Source organism: Methylobacterium isbiliense, assembly GCF_022179325.1.
GTDB classification, from domain to species: domain Bacteria; phylum Pseudomonadota; class Alphaproteobacteria; order Rhizobiales; family Beijerinckiaceae; genus Methylobacterium; species Methylobacterium isbiliense.
Window position 1 is genome coordinate 53,785 of record NZ_BPQQ01000037.1, and the last position, 22,912, is coordinate 76,696.

Sequence of the window (22,912 nt, forward strand, 5' to 3'; positions counted from 1 at the left end):
CTGCCGTGCGGGAGGGCCTTCGGGCCCGCGCCGCAGGGCGGGCCCCCCGCCATAACGGACGAGCGGCCGAACGGTTCAGCTTGAGGGTGCGCGGTCTGTCATTTCTTGGTGCCGGCCTTCGGGCTGCGCGCTTCCTCGATCGCCTCGGCCTTGTCCTCGTCGGTGTCTCCCCCCTGGCCGATGGCCTTGCGCGGATTGTCGAGGAGTTCGCGCAGGATCGCGGCGACGCGGGCGCACTCGGCCGGATACCCGAAGGCATCGAGCACGATGCCGGCGTCGCGCAGCGTCCGCAGGTCGCGCACCGTCTGCTCGTTGGCGGGCTCGCGCAGTTGCGGCGCCTTGGCGATCTCCTCCTCCAGGCGCAGCCCGACCACCGGGCAGACGGCGGGCGCCGGCTGGGCGGCGGCGAGCGCCGGGGCGAGGAGGCAGCCGGCGAGGACCAGGGGGGCGCGCATGGGACGTCGAGGCTCCGAGGCTCAGGAATGTCCGAGGATCCGGTTGGCCAGGGCCGCGATCTCGCTCGGGCGGTAGGGCTTCGGCACGAAGACCGAATCGGCCACAGCCTCCCCCTCGGCCAGCCTATGCCGCCCTCCTGACGTATAGACAACCGGCAGATCCGGCCTGTGGCGCCGCGCCGCGCGGGCCAGCGTCACGCCGTCGGTATTGCGGGCGAGGTCGATGTCGGTGAACAGCATGTCGACCCGCTCCCGCTGCAGGATGCGTCCGGCCTCGTGGGCGTCGGCGGCGGTGAGCACCCGGTAGCCCTCGTCCTCGAAGGCGGCTGCGGCGAGTTCGCGGACCACCGCCTCGTCCTCCACCACCAGCACCGTCTCGGGCGGTGCGGCGGGGACCGGGGGCGGGACCAGGGCGGCGCAGGCAAGCTGGATCATGACGCAACTCCGACTCCAGACGGCGACGACCGCCTCGACCGTCGCCTGAGGAGAACGGCTCCGCCGGCGGGCCGTTCGCGGGCGCTCCGTCGAATTGCGCGGATGTGGTGAGCGAAGCCTTAACCCTGCGGGGCCGGCGGTCGGGCGCGCCGCGCCGCCCGCGCCCTCGACCTTGCGCCGCGGGCGCCCATGTGACAGGCCGGTCGCCCCGACCCTTCGAGCGCGAGACCGCAGAGCATGAGCGCCACCGCCGCCCCGTCCCTGACCGAGGCCGTCACCGGGATCGCGGCCGGCGCCCACGTGACGGGGGCGCACTGGCTCGGCGAGCGGGCGGCGCTGTCGCTCGGCGACGGGGCGGTGCTGCTCGTCGAGGCCGGAGGAGAGACGCGGCGCGTCGCGGCCCATCCGGAGGGCGGCATCCTGGTGGCCGCCGCGGACGGGCGGCGCCTCGTGACCGGGGGCGACGACGGGCGCATCGCCGTCACCACGGCGGACGGCGCCACCGACACCCTGGCCACCGCGACGGGCCACGCCTGGATCGACGCGCTGGCCCTGCATCCGGACGGGGCGGTCGCCTTCGCGGCGGGCAAGCGGGTGACGGCGCGCGACGCCAAGGGGCGCGAGCGCCTCCACGAGGCGCCCTCCAGCGTGCGCGGCCTCGCCTTCGCCCCCAAAGGCTACCGGCTGGCGCTGGCGCACTACAACGGCGCCACGCTCTGGTACCCGAACCTCGACGCCACCCCCGAGGCGCTGAGCTGGAAGGGGTCGCACATCGACGTGACGTGGTCGCCCGACGGGCGCTTCGTCGTCACCACCATGCAGGAGAACGCGCTGCACGGCTGGCGCCTCCAGCCGGACCGCGGCCACATGCGCATGAGCGGCTACCCGGCCAAGGTGCGCTCCTTCGCGTGGTCGGCGGACGGGCAGTGGCTCGCCACGAGCGGCGCGGAGGCGGCGATCGTCTGGCCGTTCGACACGAAGGAGGGACCCACCGGCAAGCAGCCGCGGGAATGCGGCGTGCGCCCGGCCCGGGTCTCGCGCGTCACCTTCCACCCGCGGGCGCCGGTGCTGGCGGTCGGCTACGAGGACGGCTGCATCCTGCTCGTGCGCTTCACGGACGCGTCCGAATTGCTGGTGCGGCCGGCCGTGAGGGGCAGCGGGGTCACGGCGCTGGCCTGGGACGGCCGCGGCGACCACCTCGTCTTCGGCTGCGCGGACGGGCAGGCGGGCCTCCTGACGCTGCCGCGCTGAGCGATGGGCCTCCTCGACGCCTTCCGGCGCCCGCGGCCCGACGGCGCCGCGCGCAGCCGCGTGGCGGAGGCGGCGCGCCGCCTCGGCGGCTTCGGCTCCGAGGTCGCGCTCACGGTGAACGAGATCGTCTGCGCCGACCCGGCCTGCCCGGGGACCGAGACCGTCATCCTGATCCTGCGGCCGGGGCTCCGGGCTGAGGCCGTGAAGGTGGGCAAGCCGGTCGAGCAGGTGAGCGAGGCGGATGTCGCGGCGGCCATGGCGCCGCGTCCATCGAGGGAGGCGGAGCCATGACGTACGACCTCTACTACTGGCCCGGCATCCAGGGGCGCGGCGAGTTCGTGCGCCTCGCCCTGGAGGAGGCGGGCGCGCCCTACCGGGACGTCGCGCGCTCGGACGAGGCCGGGGGGTTCGAGGCCCTGCACGACCTCCTCGCGGAGGACGGTCCGCGCCCGGCCTTTGCCTGCCCGATCCTGCGGGACGGCGACCTGCTGATCGGCCAGACCGCCGCGATCCTGCTGCATCTCGGGCCGCGCCTGGACCTCGCGGGCGAGGGCGCCGCGCAGGCGATCCGCACGCATCAGATGCAGCTCACGATCGCGGACGCGGTGAACGAGGTGCACGACACCCATCACCCGATCGCCGTGAGCCTCCCTTACGAGGAGCAGAAGCCCGAGGCCGCGCGGCGCGCCGGGGCGTTCCGCGCGGAGCGCCTGCCGGCCTTCCTGGGCTGGTTCGAGCACGTCCTGGCGACGAACCCGGCCGGTCCCGGGCAGCTCGTCGGCCGCCGCCTCACCTACGCCGACCTGTCGCTGTTCCAGCTCGTCGACGGGCTGCGCTACGCCTTTCCGGCCGCGACCGCGCGGGTCCTGGCCGGCACGCCGCATGTCGCGGCGCTGCATGCCGCCGTGGCCCGACGCCCGCGCGTCGCCGCCTACTTGGCGAGCGAGCGCCGCGAGCCCTTCAACGAACACGGTATCTTCCGGCGCTACCCGGAACTCGACGGTTAGAGCCGGGACCGAGGCGAGGCGCCGCCGCGACGGCGCCGCGGTTCGGGCGTCGGCGGGTCCCGATGGCGGAACCGCCCGGTGGACATCCCATCAGATCCGGCGAAAGGACGCGACATGACGGTGTCGAGCGAGAACGACCTGGCGGGGCTGAAGCAGATCGGGCGCATCGTCGCCATCGCGCTGGAGGCGATGGGCAAGGCCATCGAGCCCGGCATGACCACGCGCGACCTCGATCGGATCGGGCGGAAGGTCCTGGAGGCGGCCGGGGCCAGGCCGGCGCCCGAGATGGTCTACGGCTTTCCCGGCGCGACCTGCATCAGCGTCAACGAGGAGGTCGCGCACGGCATCCCGGGCGAGCGCCGGATCGGGCCGGGCGACCTCGTCAACATCGACGTCTCCGCCGAGAAGGACGGCTTCTTCGCCGATACAGGGGCGTCGTTCGCGGTGCCGCCCGTGACGCGGGCGGTCGAGCGGCTCTGCACGGACGGGCGCCGGGCGATGTGGACGGGCTTGCGTCAGGTCGGGGCCGGGAAGCCGCTCGCGGGCATCGGCCAGGCGGTCGGCGCCTTCGCGCGCAAGAACGGCTACACGCTGGTGCGCAACCTCGCCAGCCACGGCGTGGGCCTGTCGCTGCACGAGGAGCCGACCGAGATCGCGACCTGGCCCGACGCCTCCGAGCGCCGGATCATGGCGGACGGGCTGGTGTTCACGGTCGAGCCGTTCCTGTCCCTCGGCGCCGAGTTCGCCGAAGACGGCGACGGCCCCTGGACCCTCTACAGCGAGCCGCGGGCGCCCACGGTCCAGTACGAGCACACCGTCGTCGCCACCCGTAAGGGACCGCTGATCCTCACCCTTCCGGCCCGGTAGGGAGCGGGGCGGGCGGGGCGGCTGCGCCGGCGCGGGGGATGAGCCAGGAGCGGGCCCGCGCCTCAGCCGTCGCGCAACTCCGGATGCGTCTCCAGGAGGTCGTCGGCCCATTCGCCCGCGCTCTCGTGGCCGAGTTCCTCAGCCTGCCGGAAGCGCCGGTAGGCCTGCCGGGGGTCGGCCGCGACGCCGCGACCGTCGAGATGCTTGCGGGCGAGCCAGTAGGCGGCCGACGCGCTGCCCAGGCAGGCCGCCCGCTCGTAGAGGCGCACGGCCCGCCCGGCATCCGGCAGTACCGTCTCGCCGTCGTCGTACTGGACCGCGAGGTTGTAGACCGCCCGCCCGTCGTCGCAGGCGGCGGCGCGGCGGTTCCAGTACAGGAAGCGCAGGGGGCTGCGCCGCACCTGCGTGCCGGTGCCGTAGGCGTGGGCGAGGCCGAGCATCGCGTCGGTGTCGCCGCGCGCGGCGCCCTTGCGCAGCCACGCCAAGCCCGCGGCCGGGTCCCGCCGCACGCCGCCCTGGCCCGTGAGATAGAAGCGGCCGAGATTGTTCATCGCGGTGCCGCAGCCGAGCGCCGCGGCGCGCTCGTAGTAGCGCCGGGCCATGTCGAGGCTGCGCGGCAGCTCGTGCCCGTGCTGGTACATGCTGCCGATGTTGTTGAGGGCGTCGGGCTGGTCGGTCTCCTCGGCGAGCCGGTACCAGTGCAGGGCGCGGCGGCGGTCGCACGGCAGGCCGTCGTAGCCCTGGTCGAAGATGTCGCCGACCACGTAGGCGGCCGCGCCGTCCCCGTCCTCGGCGAGCCGCATCAGCTCCGCGATCGGCCGCGCGTAGAGCGGATCCCAGGGCGGCGTCGGCGGCGGCGCGAAGCGGATCCGCTCCAGCACGCGGTCGACCAGGGTGTTGACGAGCCTCATGGCGCGGATGGCTGCGGCGGGCTCCGGGCCCGGACCCCGCCAGGATGCCGAGGTTGCGGCGCGGATCAACCCCGCCGTGCCGCCTGCGCCGCGTCAAGCCCGCGTCTGGCAGGTCTCGCAGAAGAAGGTGGAGCGCCCGCCCTGCACCATCCGCCGCACCACGCCCCGGCAGCCCCGGGCCGTGCAGGCCAGCCCCTCGCGGTCGTAGACCCGGAAGACGTTCTGGAACGCGCCCTTGCTGCCGTCCGTGTGGGCGTAGTCGCGCAGAGTGGAGCCGCCCGCCGCCACCGCCTCGGTGAGCACCTCGCGGATCACCGTGGCGAGCCGTCCCGCCGCCCGGGTCGGGCGCCCGGCCGCGTCGGCGAGGCTGCCGGCCGGAGCCTCCGGATGCAGCCGCGCCCGGTGCAGCGCCTCGCAGACGTAGATGTTGCCCAGGCCCGCGATCAGGCGCTGGTCGAGCAGCGCGGCCTTGAGCGGCGTGCGCTTGCCGGCGAAGAGGCGCGCCACGGTCTCGCCCGACAATGCGTTGCCGAGGGGCTCGATGCCCATGCCGGCGAAGTGGCGGCAGGTGGCGAGGTCGGCCGCGGGCACGAGGTCCATGAAGCCGAAGCGGCGCACGTCGTTGTAGGTCACGCGGGCGCCGTTCGAGAGCCCGAAGACGACGTGGTCGTGCTTGGACTGGCCCAGCGCTCCGTCGAGGTAGAAGTCCCCGGGCGAGACCTGGCGCCCGTCCGGCAGCACCACGTCGAAGCGCCCGCTCATGCCCAGGTGCATGATCAGCGCCTCGCCCGACGAGAGGTCGGCCACCAGATACTTGGCGCGCCGCGACAGGGCCTCGACCCGCTGGCCGGTGAGGCGCGCGGCGAAGCGCGGGGGCAGGGGAAAGCGCAGGTCCGGCCGCGCGAGGCGCACTTCGGAAAAATGCGCCCCGACGAGGGCGGGTTCGAGGCCGCGGCGCACGGTCTCGACTTCGGGCAGTTCGGGCATGGCACTCCGGGAGGGACGAGGGCGCTGCGGCAGGCGCGAAGAACCGCACCCGCCGACCTTCCGCCCGAGATGGTGATTCCGGCGCTCACCCGCTATGGAGGCGGCGGCGAGAGGACGGCGAGAGGACCGACGCAATGGCTGCCGACGAGAGCCGGACCGATTTCGGCTTCACGCGCGTCCCCCTCGACGAGAAGCAGGGGCGCGTCAACGAGGTCTTCCGGTCGGTGGCCCAGCGCTACGACCTGATGAACGACCTGATGTCCGGCGGGCTGCACCGGGCCTGGAAGAGCGCCCTGATCTCGACCCTGCGCCCGTCGCGCACCCGGCCCTTCGATCTCCTCGACGTGGCGGGGGGCACCGGCGACATCGCCTTCCGGGCGCTGGAGGCGGGCGGTCCCGACACCCGCGTCACCGTGCTCGACATCAACGACGCGATGCTCGGCGTCGGGCGCGAGCGGGCGGGCGGGCGCTTCGGCGGGCGCATCGCCTTCGTGGCCGGGAATGCCGAGGCGCTGCCGCTGCCGGACCGCGCCTTCGACGCCTACACCATCGCCTTCGGCATCCGGAACGTGCCGCGCATCGAGCGGGCGCTGGCGGAGGCCCACCGCGTGCTGCGGGTCGGCGGGCGCTTCCTGTGCCTCGAATTCTCGCATGTCGACGTGCCGGGGCTCGACCGGATCTACGACGCCTACTCGTTCCGGGTGATCCCCCGCCTCGGCGAATGGGTGGCGGGGGACAAGGAATCCTACCGCTACCTCGTCGAATCGATCCGCCGCTTCCCGACGCCCGGCGCCTTCGAGGGCATGATCGCGGAGGCGGGCTTCGCCCGGGTCTCGCACCGCCGGCTCAGCGGCGGCATCTGCGCCATCCATTCGGGCTGGAAGCTCGCGTGAGCGGCCGCGCGACCGGAGCCCGCCCGCTTTGCTGAGCGCCGTCATCCACCTCGTCCGGGGCCTGTGGGTCGGCTGGGTGATGGCGCGCGAGGGCGCGCTCGCCTTCGTCGACGCCGCCGCGCTGCCGCCGCACCTGCGGGTCTTCCTGCGGCTCGGCCGCAAGCTGGAGCGCCGCGGCCTCGGGCCCACCGCGCGGCTGCCCGCCGCCCTGACGCGGCTCGGGCCATCCTACGTCAAGTTCGGCCAGTTCCTGGCGACCCGGCCGGACATCGTGGGCGTCGCCGCCGCGCGGGACCTGGAGCGGCTGCAGGACCGGGTGCCGCCGTTCCCGCAGGCGATCGCGGTCGCCACCGTGGAGGAGGCGCTCGGGCGGCCGATCACCGCCGTGTTCCTGTCCTTCAGCGCGCCGGTCGCCGCCGCCTCCATCGCCCAGGTCCACCAGGCCCGCATGCGCGAGCCGAACGGGTCCGAGCGGACCATCGCCGTCAAGGTGATGCGGCCGGGCGTGCGCGAGCGCTTCGCCCGCGATATCCAGGCGATGCGCTTCATGGCCCGGGTGGTGGAGATCCTGCGCCCGGAGGCGGAGCGGCTGCGCCCGCGCGAGGTGGTCGAGACGCTGGCCCGTTCGGTGGCGATGGAGATGGACCTGCGCCTGGAGGCGGCGGCCCTCTCGGAATTCGCCGAGAACATCAAGGGCGACACCGACTTCCGGGTGCCGCAGCCGATCTGGGAGCTCACCGGCCGCGACGTGCTGGCGAGCGAGTGGATCGACGGCATCCGCCTCAACGACCGGCCCGCCATCGTGGAGGCCGGGCACGACGTCGCGGCGCTCGGGCGAACGGTGATCCAGTCCTTCCTGCGCCACGCGATCCGGGACGGCTTCTTCCACGCCGACATGCATCCGGGCAACCTGTTCGTGGACCCGATGGGCCGCCTGGCGGCGGTCGATTTCGGCATCATGGGCCGGCTCGGCATCAAGGAGCGCCGCTTCCTCGCCGAGATCCTGCTCGGCTTCATCCTGCGCGACTACCGGCGCGTGGCCGAGGTGCATTTCGAGGCGGGCTACGTGCCCGCGCATCACTCGGTCGACGACTTCGCGCAGGCGATCCGCGCCATCGGCGAGCCGATCCACCAGCGCCGGGCCGACGAGATCTCGATGGCCAAGGTGCTGACGCTCCTGTTCGACGTCACGGCACTGTTCGACATGAGCACCCGCACCGAACTGGTGATGCTGCAGAAGACCATGGTGGTGGTGGAGGGCGTGGCGCGCTCGCTCGATCCGCGCCTGGACATGTGGACCACCGCCGAGCCGGTGGTGCGCACGTGGCTCGCGCGCAATCTCGGGCCGATCGGCCGGGTCGAACAGGCGGGCCGGGCCGCGCTGACGCTGGCCGACGTGCTGGCGGACGCCCCCGACCTGTCGCAGCGCCTCAAGCGCGTGCTGATCCGCCTCGACGAGAGCGCCCCGCGCGAGGGCGCCCGGCTCGAACGCCGGGCCCGGGCCGAGACGCGGCGCGCGCTGTGGTCGACGCTCGGGCTCTGGGCCATCGCGGGCGCGGTGCTGCTGCTCGCCCTGCGCTGAGCCGGCCGGCGGCGTGGACACGGGCCTTGCGCCCGGACATATCACGCGGAGGGCAGGGACCCGCGGCGCGCCGGAAGGACCCCCCGCCCCTGCGCAGAGACCGTCGGCCCGCCTCAGGAGAGGGATCCCGCCATGCAGTCCGGACCGTGCCGGTCGCCGAGGTGCGCATGACCCTGCCGCTGGCGAACCGGCGGGTGCTGCTCGTGATCGGGGGCGGCATCGCGGCCTACAAGTCGCTCGACCTGATCCGGCGCCTGCGCGAGCGCGGGGCGGCGGTGCGCTGCGTGCTGACCAAGGGGGCGCAATCCTTCGTCACGCCGCTCGCCGCCGGCGCGCTGTCGGGCGAGCGGGCGCATACCGACCTGTTCGACCGCGAGGACGAGGCCGATATCGGCCACATCAAGCTCGCCCGGCAGGCCGATGCCGTGGTGGTGGCGCCCGCCACCGCCAACCTGATGGCGCGCATGGCCGGGGGCCACGCGGACGACCTCGCCGCGACGGTGCTGCTCGCCACCTCGCTGCCGATCCTGATCGCCCCGGCGATGAACGTGCGGATGTGGCTGCACCCGGCGACGCAGCGCAACCTCGCGCTCCTGCGCCAGGACGGCGTCTCGGTGGTGGGGCCGAATGTCGGGGCGATGGCGGAGGCCGAGACCGGGCCGGGCCGCATGGCCGAGCCGCAGGAGATCGTCGCGGCGCTGGTGGCGATGCTGGAGCGCCGCACCGCGCCGGGTGCGCTCGCGGGCCGCCACGTCCTCGTCACCTCGGGGCCGACCCACGAGCCGATCGATCCGGTGCGCTACATCGCCAACCGCTCGTCCGGCAAGCAGGGCCACGCCATCGCGGCCGCCGCGGCGCAAGCCGGCGCGCGCGTCACGCTGGTCTCGGGGCCGGTGACCCTGCCCGATCCGCCCGGCGTGGCCGTGGTGCGGGTCGAGACCGCGCGGGCGATGCTGGCGGCCGTCGAGGCGGCCTTGCCGGCCGACATCGCGGTCTTCGCCGCGGCCGTCGCCGATTGGCGGCCCGCCGCCGAGACGGGCGAGAAGATCAAGAAGGGCCCGGGGGGACCGCCCGGCCTCGCGCTCACCGAGAACCCCGACATCCTCGCCACCATCGCGCAGCGCGCCGCCGGGCGCCCCCCGCTCGTCGTCGGCTTCGCGGCCGAGACGCAGGCGGTGGTGGACAACGCCCGCGCCAAGATCGCCCGCAAGGGCTGCGACCTCATCGTCGCCAACGACGTCTCGGCAGCGACCGGCGTGATGGGCGGGGACCGCAACACCGTGCTGCTCGTCGGGCGCGACGGCTCGGTGGAGACATGGCCGACCCTCGACAAGGACGAGGTCGCCCGCCGCCTCGTCGCGCGCCTCGCCGCCCTCGCGGGCGCCTGACGGGACGTGGGGGCGATGCATTATACCGCATGGTCCGCGCCTTGGCGCGGAGCGGGCCGGCCTTAGGCTTCCGGGGCATCGTCAGGAGGCCCCATGCCCGTCATCCTCGTCGTCGCCCTCGTCTGCGCCTCCTCGATCGCCGCGAAGGACTGTACCCGCGAGACCGCGCAGGACGTGATCACCGCGCCCGCGCATTCGCCGCAGGAATGCCTGCTGATGGGGCCGACGCTGGTGGCCGGCGCCGGCCGCAGCGAGGACCGGACCACCTACGTCAAGACGCTGTGCGAGCGCCGGCGCTGACCGGCGCGCCGCTTCACCCGGCCGCGTAGAGCCCCTTGTGGGCGTCGCGCAGCAGGTTCTTCTGCACCTTGCCCATAGTGTTGCGCGGCAGTTCCTCGGCGAACAGCACCCGCTTGGGCAGCTTGAACTTGGCGAGCCGCGCCTCCAGGGCCTTCTGGATCTCGGTCTCGCTCGGGTTCGCGCCGGGCCGGCGCACCACCACGGCGGTGACGCCCTCGCCGAAATCCTGGTGCGGCAGCCCGATCACCGCCGATTCGAGCACGCCCGGCAGGGCGTCGATCTCGGTCTCGATCTCCTTCGGGTAGACGTTGTAGCCGCCCGTGATGATGAGGTCCTTGCCGCGCCCGACGATGTGGACGTAGCCGCGCGCGTCGACCTTGCCGAGGTCGCCGGTGATGAAGAACCCGTCCGGCTTGAACTCGGCCGCCGTCTTCTCGGGCATGCGCCAGTAGCCCTTGAAGACGTTGGGGCCGCGCACCTCGATCATGCCGACCTCGTCGGTCCGCAGGGCCGCGCCGGTCTCGGGATCCACCACCCGCAGGTCCACCCCCGGCAGCGGGAAGCCGACCGTGCCCGCCACCCGGTCCCCCTCGTAGGGGTTCGAGGTGTTCATGTTGGTCTCGGTCATGCCGTAGCGTTCGAGGATGGCGTGGCCGGTGCGCTCGCGCCACTCGCGATGGGTCTCGGCGAGCAGCGGCGCCGAGCCGGAGACGAACAGGCGCATCCGGCGCGTCGCCTCCGGCGTCAGGCCCGGCTCCTTCAGAAGGCGGGTGTAGAAGGTCGGCACCCCCATCATCACGCTCGCCCGGTCCATCAGGGCGAGCATGCGCGGCGGATCGAGCTTGGGCAGGAAGATCATGGCCGCGCCCGCCATCAGCACGGTGTTCGTCGCCACGAACAGGCCGTGGGTGTGGAACACCGGCAGGGCGTGGAGCAGCACGTCATCGGCGGTGAAGCGCCATGCCTCGACGAGCGTCAGGGCGTTCGACGCGAGGTTGTCGTGGCTCAGCATGGCGCCCTTCGAGCGCCCGGTGGTGCCCGAGGTGTAGAGGATCGCCGCGAGGTCGTCGGGGCCGCGCGCCACGTCGACGAAGGCGCCGGTCTGGCCGGCGGCCTCGGCCGCCATCGTGCCCTCGCCCGCGGCGTCGAGCGTACCGACCTGCGGCACGCCGGCCGCCTCCGCCACCGGCTTCAGCGCGTCGAGGCGGGCCGGGTCGCACACGAACAGGGCCGGCTCGGCGTCGCCCAGGAAGTAGGCGATCTCGGCCGGCGTGTAGGCGGTGTTGAGCGGCAGGAACGCCGCACCGGCCCGCACGCAGCCGAGATAGAGCGCCAGCACGGCCGGGCTCTTCTCCACCTGCACGGCCACCCGGTCGCCGGGCTTGACGCCGAGGCCCGCCAGGGCCGCGGCGTAGCGGGCCGAGGCCGCGATGAGGTCGGCGTAGCTCCAGCGCAGGCCCTCCGGCGTCTCCAGGAAGGGCCGCGTGGAGGGATCGCCGGGCAGCCGGGCGCGGATGAGGTCGAAGAGATGGTTGCTCATGGATGGTTGCTCATGGGGAGTTCCAGGTCCGGACAGCGGCCGCCGCATCACGCGTCGGCGAGCTTGTCCGACTTGGCGGGCGGCAGGTTCTGGCGCAGTTCGCGGTTGACCGCGATCGAGGCCGAGACGGTGCCGAGATTGGCGTAGGTCTCGTGGTTCTTCTCGATCGCGGCGAGGTCGTAGAGGTAGTTCACCATCAGGCCGTGCGACTGCGCCAGCCCCTTGGGCGAGACGTCGCCGAGGTGGTTGAGCCGCTCCAGCCGGGCGCCGTTGCCGAGATGGAAGCGGGCCACCGGGTCCACCGGCTTGCCGCGCGGCGTCTTGGCGCGCAGGAAGTAGTAGGCGGCGGCCGGGATCAGCGCCTTGCGCACCGCCTCGGCGCTCGCCTTGTCGGCGTGCCAGCCCGGCCGGTCGAGCAGTCGCAGGGTCTCGACGTCCTCGCGGGTGAGGCCCTGGGGCACGTCCGCGCGCCGCTCGCCGTCGAGCCAGCTGCGGAAGCCCGGCACCGGCGAGAGCGTGACGAAGGTCTTGAGCGCCGGCATCTCGCGGCAGAGATCCTCCACCACCTGCTTGATCAGGAAATTGCCGAAGGTGACGCCGGCCAGCCCCTTCTGACAGTTCGAGATCGAGTAGAAGATCGCCGCGGTCGCCTCCCGCGAGGCCATCGGCTGGCGCTCCCCCGCGAGGATCGGGCCGATCGCCGAGGCGATGCCGGTGGTCAGCGCCACCTCCACGAAGATCAGCGGCTCGTCCACCAGCGCCGGGTGGAAGAAGGCGAAGCAGCGCCGGTCCGGGGGTTCGATGCGGCGGCGCAGGTCGTCCCAGCCGGAGATCTCGTGCACCGCCTCGTAGCGGATGATCTTCTCCAGGATGTGGGCCGGCGTCGTCCAGTCGATGCGGTGCAGGACCAGGAAGCCGCGGTTGAACCACGAGGCGAACAGGTGCTCGAAATCCGAGTCGAGGCTCGCGACGGCGTCGACGAGGGCGGGGTCGTGCTCCTTGCCGGCCTTCAGGGAGTCGCGGAGCGTGAACAGGTCCTCGCGCATGCGCACCAGGGCCAGCGTGCCGTCGCGGGCGAGGTTGAGACGGCGGATCAGCTCCTGCGAGCGCGGCTCGGCCGCCTCGTGCAGCCGCCCGAGCGTCGCGCGCGACGGGGCGGTGCGGTAGGCGACGATGGCGCTCTCGACCTCGGTCGCATCCGCGCCGAAATCCACCGCGATCCGGCGCAGGAAGTCGTGCCGCTCGGCCGGCGTGAAGGTGGCGTAGCGGTCGAGGATGATCCGTGCGAGCGCCACGCCGGACGCCTCGCCGCGCCGCGAGATCAGGTCCTCGCACAGCTTCACGAGATCGGGGACGCTGGCCCGCGAGAGCGCCTCGCCGCGGCCGAACGGGATCAGCCCGCGGCCCCGGTCCGTGATGCTCTGGAGGAGGTCGCCGAGGAAGGAGATCGCCACCATGTCGCCCTGCTGCCATCCCTGCCGCCTGCCCGTCGCGGGCAATTCTCCTGCCGGGGCTTCGCCCCCGGACAGATAGGTCTCCGCCTCCGCGGCGGCGGGGGGAGGCGTGCGCCGCCCCCAGAGTTTCGCGCCTCGGTCCGTCATCAGCCGCCTCCTTGGCTGCCTCCTTGGCCGCATCTTTGGCCGCCACGCGGCAGGCGAGGCCCGGACTGCCGCATCGCGACTCCGAAACGGGCGCGGAGGGTCGCGATTCTGGATATGCCGGCCGCGCTGAGCACCCTGCCGCGCGTCCACCTTGCACACAGAGAAAGCGCTCTTGCATATTTTGTCAACCGGCGCGCATACTGATCGGGAGAACGGAGGCGGTCCGCATGAACCACACGCAGCGCCTGCGGCAGACGATCGAGGATGAGATCGTCGACGGCGTGAGGGTGCCCGGGGAGAGGCTCGACGAGGTGCAGCTCGCCGAGCGCTTCGGCGTGTCGCGCACGCCGATCCGCGAAGCACTGCTGCAGCTCGCCATGACGGGGCTGATCGAGGTGAAGCCGCGCCGCGGCGCGGTGGTGAGCACGCCCGATCCGGCGCGGCTGCTGGAGATGTTCGAGACGATGGCGGAGCTGGAAGCGGCCTGCGCGCGGCTCGCCGCGCGGCGTCTCACGCCGTCGCATCAGGCGGAGCTGACAGCGGCGCTCGACGCCTGCCGGCAGGCGGCCGAGACCGGCGACACCACCGCCTACTACAACGAGAACACCGTCTTTCACGCGGTGATCTACCGGGCGTCCCGCAACGGCTTCCTGTGCGAGCAGGCCACGGCGCTGAGCCGCCGGCTCGCCCCGTTCCGGCGCATCCAGCTGCGCACGCGCAACCGGCTCGCCCAATCCTGCACCGAGCATGCGGAGGCCGTGGAGGCGATCCTGGCCGGCGACGAGGCACTGGCCGCCGAGCGCATGCGCGCGCACGTGATCGTGCAGGGAGACCGCTTCTCCGACCTGATTCTCGGCCTGCGCCGCGACAGCGCGGCGGCCTGACGGGGATCAGGCGGAGACGGGCATCAGGAGGATGCGCCGCGGGCGTTCGGCCGGGGGCCCTGCTCCTGCGGCGTGGTCGCCTCCGCAGCGGCGATCGCTCAGCCGTCCCGGTCGGGGAGGGCGCTGAGTTCGATCCGGTCGGCGCGCTCGCGCCAATCCTCGACGCCGTGATGGCGGGCGAAGCGGATCGCGGCCGCGCGCTGGGCGCGCTCCGGATTTCGGGCACGGGTGATCTCGACCGTTCCGACCATGAACGGCACGCCCATGATCTCCTTCGCGAAAAGAACGCGGTATTGCGACATCGCCCGACCTCTCGCAGACGGAGATCGCGTCGGCGGCGGGGCCACCTTCCCTAGGGTTTTCCCCCACGCGGAACCTCGGTCCGACTGACGGTTCCGCGCGGACGGCTGCCCGACCGGTCGCGATCGTGAAAAGTATCGGCGCAACACGCGCCGGGACCAAGCGGAAATTCGCGTCCGCGGCGCCGCTCCCATCTGGTGACGGCCCGGCCGGTGCGCAACCGCACGCGCCGGCGCGGGGCAGCCATGCCCGACGGGCGGGCGTGGCGCGCCCCCGGGGCGATGCCGGTCGGGTGCGCCGCACTATTCTCCGGGAGACCTCCCGGGATCCCGCATGCCGTCCCTGTCCGCCGCAGCCTCCGCCGCGCCCGCGCCCCTCACCGCCGCCACGCGCCTCAGCCTCAGCCTGATCGCGGGCGGGGCGGTGGCGAACATCTACTACAACCAGCCGCTGCTCGCCGTGCTGGCGCAGGAGTTCGGGGCGTCGGCGTCGAGCCTCGTGCCCACCGCGACGCTCGCGGGCTACGGCCTCGGCATCCTGGGCCTCGTGCCGATGGGAGACCGCTACCCGCGCCGCAGCCTCATCGTCGGGCAACTCCTCGCGCTGGCGGCGGCCCTGCTCGCCGCCGCCGCCGCCCCGGGGCTCGCCGCCCTGGTCGCGGCGAGCTTCCTGATCGGGGTGCTCTCGACGGCGGCCCAGCAGGCGGTGCCGTTCGCCGCGGAACTCGCGCCCGACGCCGTTCGGGGACGGATGGTCGGGCAGGTGATGACCGGCCTCCTCCTCGGCATCCTCCTCGCGCGCACGCTAAGCGGCTTCGTCGGCGGCTGGTTCGGCTGGCGGGCGATGTTCGCCGCCGCGGCCGGGCTGTCGGTGGCCCTCGCGCTGCTCGCCGGGCTCACCCTGCCGCGCACGCCGGCCGCGACCCGGATGTCCTACGGCCGGCTGATGGCCTCGGTGCTCGACCTCGCGCGCAGCGAGCCGGACCTGCGCCGCGCGGCGCTCACCCAGGCGCTGCTCTTCGCCGCCTTCAACGCCTTCTGGACCAGCCTCGCGCTGTTCGTCGAGGGACCGCCCTTCGGGCTCACCCCGGCAGGGGCGGGGCTGTTCGGCCTGATCGGCGCGGCCGGCGCCCTGTGCGCGCCGCTGGCCGGGCGCTTCGCCGATACCAGGAGCCCGCGGCCGGTGGTGATCGCCGGCGCCGCGCTCACGCTCCTGGCCTTCGGGGTGTTCGGGCTGTTCGGTGGGCGCTCGCTCGCCGGCATCGCGGCCGGGGTGCTCCTGATCGACATCGGCATCAACGCGGCGCTGATCGCCAACCAGACCCGGGTCTACGCCCTCGCCGCGGGGGCGCGGGGCCGGATCAACACGGTGTTCTTCACGGCGATCTTCGTCGGGGGCGCGCTCGGCGCCTCGGCGGGCACCCGCGCCTTCGCGACGGGCGGCTGGCCGCTCCTGTGCCTCGTGGGCGGTGCTTTCGCGGGGGCGGCCCTGCTGGTGCCGCTGATCGAGGGGCGGCCGCGCTCCTGACGGCGCTTCGGAACCCCTCTCCCGTTCGGGAGAGGGGAATGGCCCGCGTTCGTCTCGCCGCCGTCGCGCCATCCGCGACGGCCGCAGCCCCCACAGGACGGCGTGGTCTAGAACGGGATGTCGTCATCCAGGTCGTCGTAGCGCTTCTGCCCGCCGCTGGCCGGCGCCGGCCGGCGCTCGCCCCCGGAGGAGCGGCCGGCATTGTTGCCGCGGCCGAAATCGCCGCCGCGGCTGATCTGGCCGCCGCCCATGTCGTCGGCGCCCATCTCGGGCATGCCGCCTTCGGCCCCGCCGCGCCCGTCGAGAATCGTCAGTTCGCCGCGGAAGCGCTGCAGCACGATTTCGGTCGTGTACTTGTCCTGGCCGGACTGGTCCTGCCACTTGCGCGTCTGAAGCTGGCCCTCGACATAGACCTTCGAGCCCTTGCGCAGGTACTGCTCCGCCACGCGGGCGAGGTTCTCGTTGTAGATCACGACCGAGTGCCACTCGGTCTTCTCCTTGCGCTCGCCGGTCGCCTTGTCCTTCCAGGATTCCGAAGTCGCCAGCCGCAGGTTGACCACCGGATCACCGGAGGCGAGGCGGCGGGTCTCGGGGTCGCGCCCGAGATTGCCCACCAGGATCACCTTGTTCACGCTGCCCGCCATCTCTCTCTCCTCACGCCAAGCATCTCTCTCGGGCTCACGCGCCCGGCCCCGACCGCGGACCGTCATGGGGCGCGCGAAGGTGGGCCGAACGGGTCCGTTCCGGCAAGCGCGGCGCACAGCCTATACCCGCTACACACCGCCGGAAGGACAGCATATGTTCTATCTTTGTTCGCAATGATGTGCAAGCACTGGCCGCGCGGCTCCTGCCCGTCGGCTGAGCGTTCGTGCGGATCGCCCGGGATCGAGGCCGAAGCGCACCGGGCGCGGGGCCGGGCAGGCGGGCTTCACCCGTAACCCGAAGGAATTTACCTGCTTGCCGTTGACAGGACCGACGGCTCCAAAGAAAAAGGCCACACGCGCGGTGTGGCCCAAGTCTAGGGAGGAAACGCCCAAAAGGGCAGCAACAGGGCGACGCCATCGCCGTGCTGCAATGCAAAAGATAAGGGACTCCGCGTGTCCCGATCAAGTACCCGGAAGTCGAAATCCGCAATTCTGCGCGCCGTGATGTAGCTGTGCCACAGCGGCGGCGGCAGGGGCGGTTCGGTCCATGCGGCGCCCGTCGAAACGAGCCCGGATCTCGTGCATTCCTGGTGTGCGGGAGCGCAGGAGGGGCCGCCGTGACGACACAGCCGACAATCGGGACGCGGTCGATCCGCGTGCGGGGCCAAGTGCTCCATCTCGCCGAGGCGGGGCCGGAGGACGGCCCGCTCGTCCTGCTCCTGCACGGTTTCCCGGAATTCTGGTACGGCTGGCGCCGGCAGATCGGTCCGCTCGCGGCCGCGGGCCTGCGGGTGGTGGTGCCCGACCAGCGCGGCTACGGCCGCAGCAGCAAGCCGGACGGCCTCTCCGCCTACCATCTCGACGAGGTCGCCGCCGACGTGGTGGGCCTCGCGGACGCGTTCGGCCGCCCCACCGTGCAGGTCGTCGGCCACGACTGGGGCGGTCTCGTCGCGTGGCGCGCCGCGGCCCAGTATCCGGAGCGCATCGCCCGCGCGGCGATCCTCAACGCGCCGCACCCGGACGCCTTCGGGGCCTATGCCCGGCGCACGCCGAGCCAGCTCCTGCGCAGCGGCTATATCGGCGTCTTCCAGCTGCCCTGGCTACCCGAGGCGATGATGCGGACCGGGAACTTCGCGCTCCTGCGCCGGGCGCTGACCGGATCGAGCCGTCCCGGCACCTTCGACGAGGCGGCGCTCGCCCGCTACGCCGAGGCCTGGGCCGAGCCGGGCGCGCTCACCGGCATGCTGAACTGGTACCGCGCCCTGCGTCTGCCCCGCCGGCCCTCGCCCGAGCCGGTGACGCCGCCCGTGCTGATGCTCTGGGGGCGGCGCGACGTCGCGCTCGAGCCGGGCCTCGTCGAGGAAAGCCTCCGCCATTGCGCGGCCGGACGGGTGCAGTGGTTTCCCGAAGCGACGCATTGGGTCCAGCACGAGGAGGCGCAGGCCGTGAACGCGGCGCTGTCGGCCTTCCTGACCGGGGCCGAGGCGCCCGCCTGAGGGTTGTTGCCCGAAAGCGTCACGCGGCCGGCCGCCGCCCCGGCGCGGGTTGACCGGGCGGAGCGGCATCGGCCATCCCGGCGGCGAACCGCCGCCTTCTCGGGCGGCGCAACCTGCCGAGGGGGAGTGATGACGCCTCGAATCCTGGCGCCGGTCTGCGGCGCCGCCCTGCTGGCGCTCGTGCAGCAGACCGTGCCGGCGCACGCCGTCAGCCTGCTCGAATCCGGGCCGCTCGCCGACTTCCTGACGGTCTTCCGCCAGCAGGCCGTGCCGCGCCAGACGATCGGCTGGAACAGCCCCTACAAGCCGGGCACGGTGGTGATCTCCACCAGTCAGCGCCGGCTCTACTACATCCTGCCCAACCAGGAGGCGATCCAGTACGGCGTCGGCGTCGGCCGCCAGGGCTTCTCGTGGTCCGGCACCAAGACCGTGACGATGAAGAAGGAGTGGCCGTCCTGGCGCCCGCCCGAGCAGATGCTCAAGCGGCGGCCCGACCTGCCCCGCTACATGGCCGGCGGTGTCGACAACCCGCTCGGCGCCCGCGCGCTCTATCTCGGGTCCTCGCTCTACCGCATCCACGGCTCAAACGAGCCCGAGACGATCGGGGCGGCGGTCTCCTCCGGCTGCATCCGCATGACGAACCGCGACGTCATCGATCTCTACGGCCGGGTGAAGGTCGGCACGAAAGTGGTGGTGCTGCCTTAAGGGGCCCGCGCAGAATCGCGTCTGCCCCGCCCACGTCTCCGGCGGGGGCGGCCGGAGCCGCTCCCTCACCAGGGAGACGATCCATGAGCCGCATCCTCGCCGCCTTGCCCGCCGCCATCCTGGCTGCGGCGCTCGCCGCCGGTTTCGCTGCGCCGGCCGGCGCGCAGCAGCAGCCCGAGACGGGCCGCCCGGAATTCCTCGGCATCGACCTCGACAACGGCGCCGTCACCTACAACGGCCGCAACTCGGGCCGGTACTGCGTCTATCGCACCGTCGAGGTCTACAACACGCGCACCGGCTACTTCGAATTGCGGCGGCTCCGGCGCTGCGGCGGCGGCCTCTACCTGCGCTGAGGCCGGCGCATGCTGACGCGCATCCTCTCGCCGGCGCGCCTGCTCGCGCTCGGCCTCGTGCTGGCGCTCCTCGGTCACGGACAGGCCAGAGCCTCGTGCGACGACGCGCCGGGCGGGTCGGCGCGGACGCTGCGGCCCGCCCGCCTGTCCGCAGGGGCGTCCGTTCCGTCGTGAGCGGAGGCGGTCCCGGGCCGCGCAGGCCCCGCCGATCCCGCCGGCCGCCCTGTTCTCGCCCCAAGGGCGGGGGACACCGCGCAGCACCACGACACCGGCGGGCCGCCAGCGCCCACAGGAGGAGCGGAGATGCGACCACGGTTCCAGGGCTGGACGGGAATGGGACGTCGTCCCGTCCCGATCCTTGCACTTCTGATCGGCCTGCTCGTCCCGGCCCTCGTCCAGGCAGCCGAACCGGAGGTCTTCGCCGACAACGCCGAATCAGTCGCCGTGGTGATCGGCAACCGCAGCTACAAGCAGACGGTCCCGGTCGACTTCGCCCACAACGACGCCGATGCGATCCGGGACTACCTGATCCAGCGCCTGGGCTACCGCGACACCAACGTGTTCGTGCTCAAGGACGCCACGCTCAACGAGTTCAACCAGGTCTTCGGAACCGAGCGCAATCCGCAATCGGGCCGGCTCTGGCGCAGCGTGCGCGAGGGGCGCTCGAACGTCTTCGTCTATTACTCGGGCCACGGCGTGCCCGACCTCGCCACCCGCCAGCCCTTCCTGCTGCCGGAGGACGGCAACCCGAACCAGGGCGAGAGCGGCTACCTGCTGGAGACGCTCTACCGCAACCTCGACCTCGTGAAGCGCAAGATCGGCCCGGAGCGGCAGCTCGTCGTGATGGTCGATGCCTGCTTCACCGGCGAGACCGGCCACAAGGGCGAGAGCCTGCTCGCCGTCTCGGCCCCCGGCTTCGCGCCGGCCCGGCCGAAGACCGGCGGCGGGATCGTGCGGCTCGTCGCGACGTCGGGCGCCACGCCGGCCAACTGGGACGAGGCCAACCGGCTCGGCCTGCTGACGAGCCGCTTCCTGATGGGCGTCTCGGGCCTCGCCGATGCGAAGGACGGCACGGGCGACGGCGACGGGCAGGTCGCGTGGCCGGAGCTGAAGCGCTACCTGCGCCAGGAGGTGGAGGCCGCGGCCCGGCGCGCGAGTGGGCGCGAGCAGATCCCGGAGATCGACGACGCGCCGATCGTGCTCAAGGCCGCGCTGCCGGTGGGCGCGGTCGCCAAGGGCGTCGCGGCGCTCCGCGACGAGGCGGCGTGGCGGCGGGCGGAGGGCCTCGGCACCCGCGAGGCCGTCGAGGCCTACATCGGCACCTGCGGCGAGACCTGCGCCTATCGCGGGCAGGCGATGGAGCGCCTCTTCGCCGGACGGCGCCGGGACGCGGCCGCGATCGACCAGGAGAACTGGGCGCGGTTCGGCCCCGAGAAGAAGTATCGGGCCTATCTCGATTCCTGCCGTGAGGTCTGCGCCTACCGGGACCTCGCGGTGGCGTATCTCGGCGGCTCCGATCCGTCCGGAGATCCCCGGGTCAAGCGCTGCGACGCACTCGCCGCCGGCACCGACGACCCGGACCGGCCGCCGGACGTGGCGGGGGTGAAGCTCGGGCGCATCGAGCCCGCCGCGGCGATCGAGGCCTGTCGCGCCGCCAGCGCCGCGCATCCGACGCTGCGGCGCCTCAGCTACCAGCTCGGCCGGGCCTACGACCGGGCGGACCGCTACAAGGAGGCCTTCGCGGCCTATTCGCAGGCGGCCAAGGACGGCAGCGTCTCGGCCATGAACAACCTCGCCACGCTCTACGAGAACGGCCAGGGCGTGAAGCGCCAGCAGGGTGAGGCCCTGCGGCTCTACCGGCAGGCGGGGGAGGGCGGCAACGTGGTGGCGCTCGCCAACGCCGCCCGGATGCTCGAATACGGCAACGGCATCCCGAAGAACGAGGCCGAGGCGGTGGCGCTCTACAAGCGCGCGGCGGAGGGGGGCGACGTGCCCTCGATCAGCAAGCTGGTGCCGCATTACGCCACCGGCGCCTACGGCTTCCCGCGCGACCTGCGCAAGGGGTTCGACCTCTTCCGGCAGGCGGCGGACCGCGGCGATCCGGTGGCGATGGCCACCATGGCGACGCTGATCGACAACGGCTTCGGCCGCTACTTCCCGGGCGTGAGCGCCGCCGACATGGTGATGCGGGCGCTCAAGCGCGGCGAACTCGGCGCCGCCTCGGTCTCGGCCACCGACACGGCCGCCCAGAAGCTGAGGCCCGAGACGATCCGCAGCGTGCAGCGCGCCGTGAAGGAGGCCGACTACTACTCGGGCGCCCTCGACGGCCGCTTCAACCCGGTCTTCGTGCGGGCGCTCGACCAGTACGCCAAGGCGAACGAGGCGGAGTGAGGGGGTGACGGGCCGCCTCGTGGCCGCGCTCCGCGCGGTCGCCCTCCTGTCGGCGGCAGCCGCGCTGCTCCCGGCGCCGGTGCGGGCCGATCCGGGCGCCGCCGCCCTCACGCCCTTCCTCGACGCCGTCGCGGCCTGCGCGGGCCGGCGCGACCTGACGCTCGCGGTGATCGGCGTCGAGCCGGGCCAGACCGCGCTGTCGCGCGAGCAGGCCGAGGAGGTGCGCCTCGCGGTGGAGAGCCGGCTCCAGGCCACCGGCCGGGTGAGGCTCGCCGCGGCGGCCGACGTGGTGCGCATCAAGGCCCTGCGCGAGGGCACCACGGGTCTGTCCGCGGCGGAGGCCGAGGCGCAGATCCGCGCAGCCTTTGCGGGCGAGGCCAGCGTCTTCCTGGTGGGGGCGAGCCGCGCAGGCGCGACCGTGGCGCTCCGCCTCCAGGCCGTCACCCGCACGGCCGAGTGCAAGGCGACGAGCGAGCCCGTGGTGCTGCCGATCCGGACCGGGGCCGGCGTCTCGGACGTCGACGCCGTGCTGGAGGGCGCGGTGCGGGCCTTCGCCGGGGCGGTTCCGAACGCGCGCACGGTGGAGGTCTGCCCCTTCGTGGCGGAGGGCGGCCATTCGACCTGCGCGACGGCGCTCACCGACCGCCTCGTCATCGCGCTCGACGCGGAGGCGCGCGCGCCGAACCGGATCCTCAGGGGCGGCCAAATGGAGGTGCGGCGGCGCCCGCCCGGCACGGCCTGCACCGGCGGCCTCACGGCGAGCGGGCGCTTCCTCACCGACCGGGACCGGCAGGCCTGGATGGAGGTCGAGTTCCAGCGCGAGGGCGCGGTGCTGGCGCCGAGCGGGCGCCGCCGCATCGGCCTCGACGGCCTCGGCTGCGATCCGACCCCGCGGCCCTTCCTAGACCATGTCGCGGCCACCGCGCGCACCGATGGCGGGCGCCTCTCCGTCGCGGCGGCGGCCACGCCGTTTGCCCGCGGAGAGCGCCTGGACCTGCGCATCGACTCGAAGGCGCGTCAGAAGCTGTATTGCTGGGTGGTCGCGGCCGACGAGACCGCGTTCGTCGCGCTCCCGGTGCGCGGCAACGCCGCCTCGGAGGCGCCGCTGAAGCCCGGAGAGGCGCGGCGCTACCCGCGGGGCTACGGCCTGGAGGAGATCGTCGCCGCCGAGCCGTTCGAGAATCTCTTCTCCTGCTTCGGCGTCGAGGCCGGCCTGCCGCCGGAGCTGGAGGCGCGCTGGCTCGCGGCCGCGCCCGGGATCGACGCGGAGGCGCGCCTGCTCGCGCCCTCAGACGTGCTCGATCTCCTGGAGCGGATCCGGCAGACGCCCGGCGTGACCGAGGCCACGGCGCGCATCGTCGTGCGGTGAGACGCCGCCGGCCGGCCAAAATCGGG

The 22,912-nt window shown here is 73.4% G+C and carries 24 protein-coding genes; 16 read left to right on the forward strand and 8 right to left on the reverse strand.

The window, feature by feature from the left end:
* Positions 1–98 precede the first annotated feature (98 nt).
* Positions 99–455: a photosystem reaction center subunit H gene (locus tag MFF61_RS16735; RefSeq protein WP_238236309.1), complete on the reverse strand. Its 357-nt coding sequence runs from the start codon at positions 453–455 to the stop codon at positions 99–101.
* A gap of 21 nt (positions 456–476) precedes the next feature.
* Entirely contained in the window at positions 477–890 is a 414-nt protein-coding gene (locus tag MFF61_RS16740) for a response regulator (protein ID WP_238236311.1), read from the reverse strand.
* Between the two features lie 237 nt (positions 891–1,127).
* On the opposite strand from MFF61_RS16740, the gene MFF61_RS16745 reads away from it, so the two are divergent.
* The 4 genes from MFF61_RS16745 (at position 1,128) to map (ending at position 4,015) form a co-directional block, all read left to right on the forward strand.
* A complete protein-coding gene (locus MFF61_RS16745) occupies positions 1,128–2,141 on the forward strand; it encodes a WD40 repeat domain-containing protein (RefSeq protein WP_238236312.1) in 1,014 nt (337 codons plus the stop codon).
* 3 nt (positions 2,142–2,144) lie between these two features.
* A complete protein-coding gene (locus MFF61_RS16750; RefSeq protein ID WP_238236313.1) occupies positions 2,145–2,432 on the forward strand; it encodes a hypothetical protein in 288 nt (95 codons plus the stop codon).
* Positions 2,429–3,148 carry a glutathione S-transferase gene (locus MFF61_RS16755; RefSeq protein ID WP_238236315.1) on the forward strand — a complete coding sequence of 240 codons (720 nt, stop codon included), beginning with the start codon at positions 2,429–2,431 and terminating at the stop codon, positions 3,146–3,148. Before MFF61_RS16750 ends, MFF61_RS16755 begins: the two co-directional genes overlap by 4 nt.
* A 114-nt stretch (positions 3,149–3,262) precedes the next feature.
* On the forward strand, positions 3,263–4,015 hold the full coding sequence (gene map / locus MFF61_RS16760; RefSeq protein WP_238236317.1) for a type I methionyl aminopeptidase: 753 nt from the start codon (positions 3,263–3,265) through the stop codon (positions 4,013–4,015).
* A gap of 62 nt (positions 4,016–4,077) precedes the next feature.
* On the opposite strand, the gene MFF61_RS16765 is transcribed toward map, so the two are convergent.
* Positions 4,078–4,926: a tetratricopeptide repeat protein gene (locus MFF61_RS16765; RefSeq protein ID WP_238236318.1), complete on the reverse strand. Its 849-nt coding sequence runs from the start codon at positions 4,924–4,926 to the stop codon at positions 4,078–4,080.
* A 93-nt stretch (positions 4,927–5,019) separates the two neighbouring features.
* On the reverse strand, positions 5,020–5,913 hold the full coding sequence (mutM, locus tag MFF61_RS16770) for a bifunctional DNA-formamidopyrimidine glycosylase/DNA-(apurinic or apyrimidinic site) lyase (RefSeq protein WP_238236320.1): 894 nt from the start codon (positions 5,911–5,913) through the stop codon (positions 5,020–5,022).
* A 134-nt stretch (positions 5,914–6,047) separates the two neighbouring features.
* Between mutM and ubiE the strand changes: the two genes are divergently transcribed.
* From ubiE to MFF61_RS16790, 4 genes are all read left to right on the forward strand, one after another.
* Positions 6,048–6,806: a bifunctional demethylmenaquinone methyltransferase/2-methoxy-6-polyprenyl-1,4-benzoquinol methylase UbiE gene (ubiE, locus tag MFF61_RS16775; RefSeq protein WP_238236321.1), complete on the forward strand. Its 759-nt coding sequence runs from the start codon at positions 6,048–6,050 to the stop codon at positions 6,804–6,806.
* A 28-nt stretch (positions 6,807–6,834) separates the two neighbouring features.
* Positions 6,835–8,388, forward strand: coding sequence for a 2-polyprenylphenol 6-hydroxylase (ubiB, locus tag MFF61_RS16780; protein WP_238236322.1), 1,554 nt, complete (start codon positions 6,835–6,837; stop codon positions 8,386–8,388).
* A 167-nt stretch (positions 8,389–8,555) separates the two neighbouring features.
* Complete coding sequence (gene coaBC / locus MFF61_RS16785; protein ID WP_238236324.1) at positions 8,556–9,776, forward strand: bifunctional phosphopantothenoylcysteine decarboxylase/phosphopantothenate--cysteine ligase CoaBC; 1,221 nt, start codon at positions 8,556–8,558, stop codon at positions 9,774–9,776.
* 93 nt (positions 9,777–9,869) lie between these two features.
* Positions 9,870–10,076, forward strand: a complete 207-nt coding sequence (locus MFF61_RS16790) for a hypothetical protein (protein WP_238236325.1) — start codon at positions 9,870–9,872, stop codon at positions 10,074–10,076.
* A 13-nt stretch (positions 10,077–10,089) separates the two neighbouring features.
* Here the strand turns inward: MFF61_RS16790 and MFF61_RS16795 are convergent, their stop codons facing one another.
* Together MFF61_RS16795 and MFF61_RS16800 are read right to left on the reverse strand one after the other, a co-directional pair.
* Positions 10,090–11,616 (reverse strand): malonate--CoA ligase, encoded by a 1,527-nt coding sequence (locus tag MFF61_RS16795; RefSeq protein ID WP_238236327.1) that lies wholly within the window; start codon positions 11,614–11,616, stop codon positions 10,090–10,092.
* Positions 11,617–11,663: 47 nt separating this feature from the next.
* Positions 11,664–13,073, reverse strand: a complete 1,410-nt coding sequence (locus MFF61_RS16800) for a malonyl-CoA decarboxylase (RefSeq protein ID WP_238236361.1) — start codon at positions 13,071–13,073, stop codon at positions 11,664–11,666.
* Between the two features lie 371 nt (positions 13,074–13,444).
* Between MFF61_RS16800 and MFF61_RS16805 the strand changes: the two genes are divergently transcribed.
* A complete protein-coding gene (locus tag MFF61_RS16805; RefSeq protein WP_238236328.1) occupies positions 13,445–14,101 on the forward strand; it encodes a GntR family transcriptional regulator in 657 nt (218 codons plus the stop codon).
* 98 nt (positions 14,102–14,199) lie between these two features.
* On the opposite strand, the gene MFF61_RS16810 is transcribed toward MFF61_RS16805, so the two are convergent.
* Positions 14,200–14,403 (reverse strand): hypothetical protein, encoded by a 204-nt coding sequence (locus MFF61_RS16810; protein ID WP_238236329.1) that lies wholly within the window; start codon positions 14,401–14,403, stop codon positions 14,200–14,202.
* Between the two features lie 331 nt (positions 14,404–14,734).
* Between MFF61_RS16810 and MFF61_RS16815 the strand changes: the two genes are divergently transcribed.
* Positions 14,735–15,928 (forward strand): MFS transporter, encoded by a 1,194-nt coding sequence (locus MFF61_RS16815; RefSeq protein ID WP_238236330.1) that lies wholly within the window; start codon positions 14,735–14,737, stop codon positions 15,926–15,928.
* 107 nt (positions 15,929–16,035) lie between these two features.
* On the opposite strand, the gene ssb is transcribed toward MFF61_RS16815, so the two are convergent.
* Complete coding sequence (gene ssb, locus MFF61_RS16820; RefSeq protein WP_238236331.1) at positions 16,036–16,572, reverse strand: single-stranded DNA-binding protein; 537 nt, start codon at positions 16,570–16,572, stop codon at positions 16,036–16,038.
* Between the two features lie 617 nt (positions 16,573–17,189).
* On the opposite strand from ssb, the gene MFF61_RS16825 reads away from it, so the two are divergent.
* The 6 genes from MFF61_RS16825 to MFF61_RS16850 all read left to right on the forward strand — a co-directional run bounded on the left by MFF61_RS16825 (position 17,190) and on the right by MFF61_RS16850 (position 22,886).
* Complete coding sequence (locus MFF61_RS16825; RefSeq protein WP_238236333.1) at positions 17,190–18,068, forward strand: alpha/beta fold hydrolase; 879 nt, start codon at positions 17,190–17,192, stop codon at positions 18,066–18,068.
* Between the two features lie 129 nt (positions 18,069–18,197).
* Positions 18,198–18,773, forward strand: a complete 576-nt coding sequence (locus tag MFF61_RS16830; protein WP_238236335.1) for a L,D-transpeptidase — start codon at positions 18,198–18,200, stop codon at positions 18,771–18,773.
* An 83-nt stretch (positions 18,774–18,856) separates the two neighbouring features.
* On the forward strand, positions 18,857–19,126 hold the full coding sequence (locus tag MFF61_RS16835) for a hypothetical protein (protein ID WP_238236336.1): 270 nt from the start codon (positions 18,857–18,859) through the stop codon (positions 19,124–19,126).
* Between the two features lie 9 nt (positions 19,127–19,135).
* Positions 19,136–19,300: a hypothetical protein gene (locus MFF61_RS16840; protein WP_238236338.1), complete on the forward strand. Its 165-nt coding sequence runs from the start codon at positions 19,136–19,138 to the stop codon at positions 19,298–19,300.
* A 129-nt stretch (positions 19,301–19,429) separates the two neighbouring features.
* Entirely contained in the window at positions 19,430–21,517 is a 2,088-nt protein-coding gene (locus MFF61_RS16845; RefSeq protein ID WP_238236339.1) for a caspase family protein, read from the forward strand.
* Positions 21,518–21,521: 4 nt separating this feature from the next.
* A complete protein-coding gene (locus MFF61_RS16850; RefSeq protein ID WP_238236340.1) occupies positions 21,522–22,886 on the forward strand; it encodes a hypothetical protein in 1,365 nt (454 codons plus the stop codon).
* Positions 22,887–22,912 lie beyond the last annotated feature (26 nt).

Coding starts and splice junctions, on each gene's coding strand:
- MFF61_RS16735 (WP_238236309.1), bottom strand. CDS start 455: ATGCGCGCCCCCCTGGTCCTCGCCGGCTGCCTCCTCGCCCCGGCGCTC.
- MFF61_RS16740 (WP_238236311.1), bottom strand. CDS start 890: ATGATCCAGCTTGCCTGCGCCGCCCTGGTCCCGCCCCCGGTCCCCGCC.
- MFF61_RS16745 (WP_238236312.1), top strand. CDS start 1,128: ATGAGCGCCACCGCCGCCCCGTCCCTGACCGAGGCCGTCACCGGGATC.
- MFF61_RS16750 (WP_238236313.1), top strand. CDS start 2,145: ATGGGCCTCCTCGACGCCTTCCGGCGCCCGCGGCCCGACGGCGCCGCG.
- MFF61_RS16755 (WP_238236315.1), top strand. CDS start 2,429: ATGACGTACGACCTCTACTACTGGCCCGGCATCCAGGGGCGCGGCGAG.
- map (WP_238236317.1), top strand. CDS start 3,263: ATGACGGTGTCGAGCGAGAACGACCTGGCGGGGCTGAAGCAGATCGGG.
- MFF61_RS16765 (WP_238236318.1), bottom strand. CDS start 4,926: ATGAGGCTCGTCAACACCCTGGTCGACCGCGTGCTGGAGCGGATCCGC.
- mutM (WP_238236320.1), bottom strand. CDS start 5,913: ATGCCCGAACTGCCCGAAGTCGAGACCGTGCGCCGCGGCCTCGAACCC.
- ubiE (WP_238236321.1), top strand. CDS start 6,048: ATGGCTGCCGACGAGAGCCGGACCGATTTCGGCTTCACGCGCGTCCCC.
- coaBC (WP_238236324.1), top strand. CDS start 8,556: ATGACCCTGCCGCTGGCGAACCGGCGGGTGCTGCTCGTGATCGGGGGC.
- MFF61_RS16790 (WP_238236325.1), top strand. CDS start 9,870: ATGCCCGTCATCCTCGTCGTCGCCCTCGTCTGCGCCTCCTCGATCGCC.
- MFF61_RS16795 (WP_238236327.1), bottom strand. CDS start 11,616: ATGAGCAACCATCTCTTCGACCTCATCCGCGCCCGGCTGCCCGGCGAT.
- MFF61_RS16800 (WP_238236361.1), bottom strand. CDS start 13,073: ATGGTGGCGATCTCCTTCCTCGGCGACCTCCTCCAGAGCATCACGGAC.
- MFF61_RS16805 (WP_238236328.1), top strand. CDS start 13,445: ATGAACCACACGCAGCGCCTGCGGCAGACGATCGAGGATGAGATCGTC.
- MFF61_RS16810 (WP_238236329.1), bottom strand. CDS start 14,403: ATGTCGCAATACCGCGTTCTTTTCGCGAAGGAGATCATGGGCGTGCCG.
- MFF61_RS16815 (WP_238236330.1), top strand. CDS start 14,735: ATGCCGTCCCTGTCCGCCGCAGCCTCCGCCGCGCCCGCGCCCCTCACC.
- ssb (WP_238236331.1), bottom strand. CDS start 16,572: ATGGCGGGCAGCGTGAACAAGGTGATCCTGGTGGGCAATCTCGGGCGC.
- MFF61_RS16830 (WP_238236335.1), top strand. CDS start 18,198: ATGACGCCTCGAATCCTGGCGCCGGTCTGCGGCGCCGCCCTGCTGGCG.
- MFF61_RS16835 (WP_238236336.1), top strand. CDS start 18,857: ATGAGCCGCATCCTCGCCGCCTTGCCCGCCGCCATCCTGGCTGCGGCG.
- MFF61_RS16840 (WP_238236338.1), top strand. CDS start 19,136: ATGCTGACGCGCATCCTCTCGCCGGCGCGCCTGCTCGCGCTCGGCCTC.
- MFF61_RS16845 (WP_238236339.1), top strand. CDS start 19,430: ATGCGACCACGGTTCCAGGGCTGGACGGGAATGGGACGTCGTCCCGTC.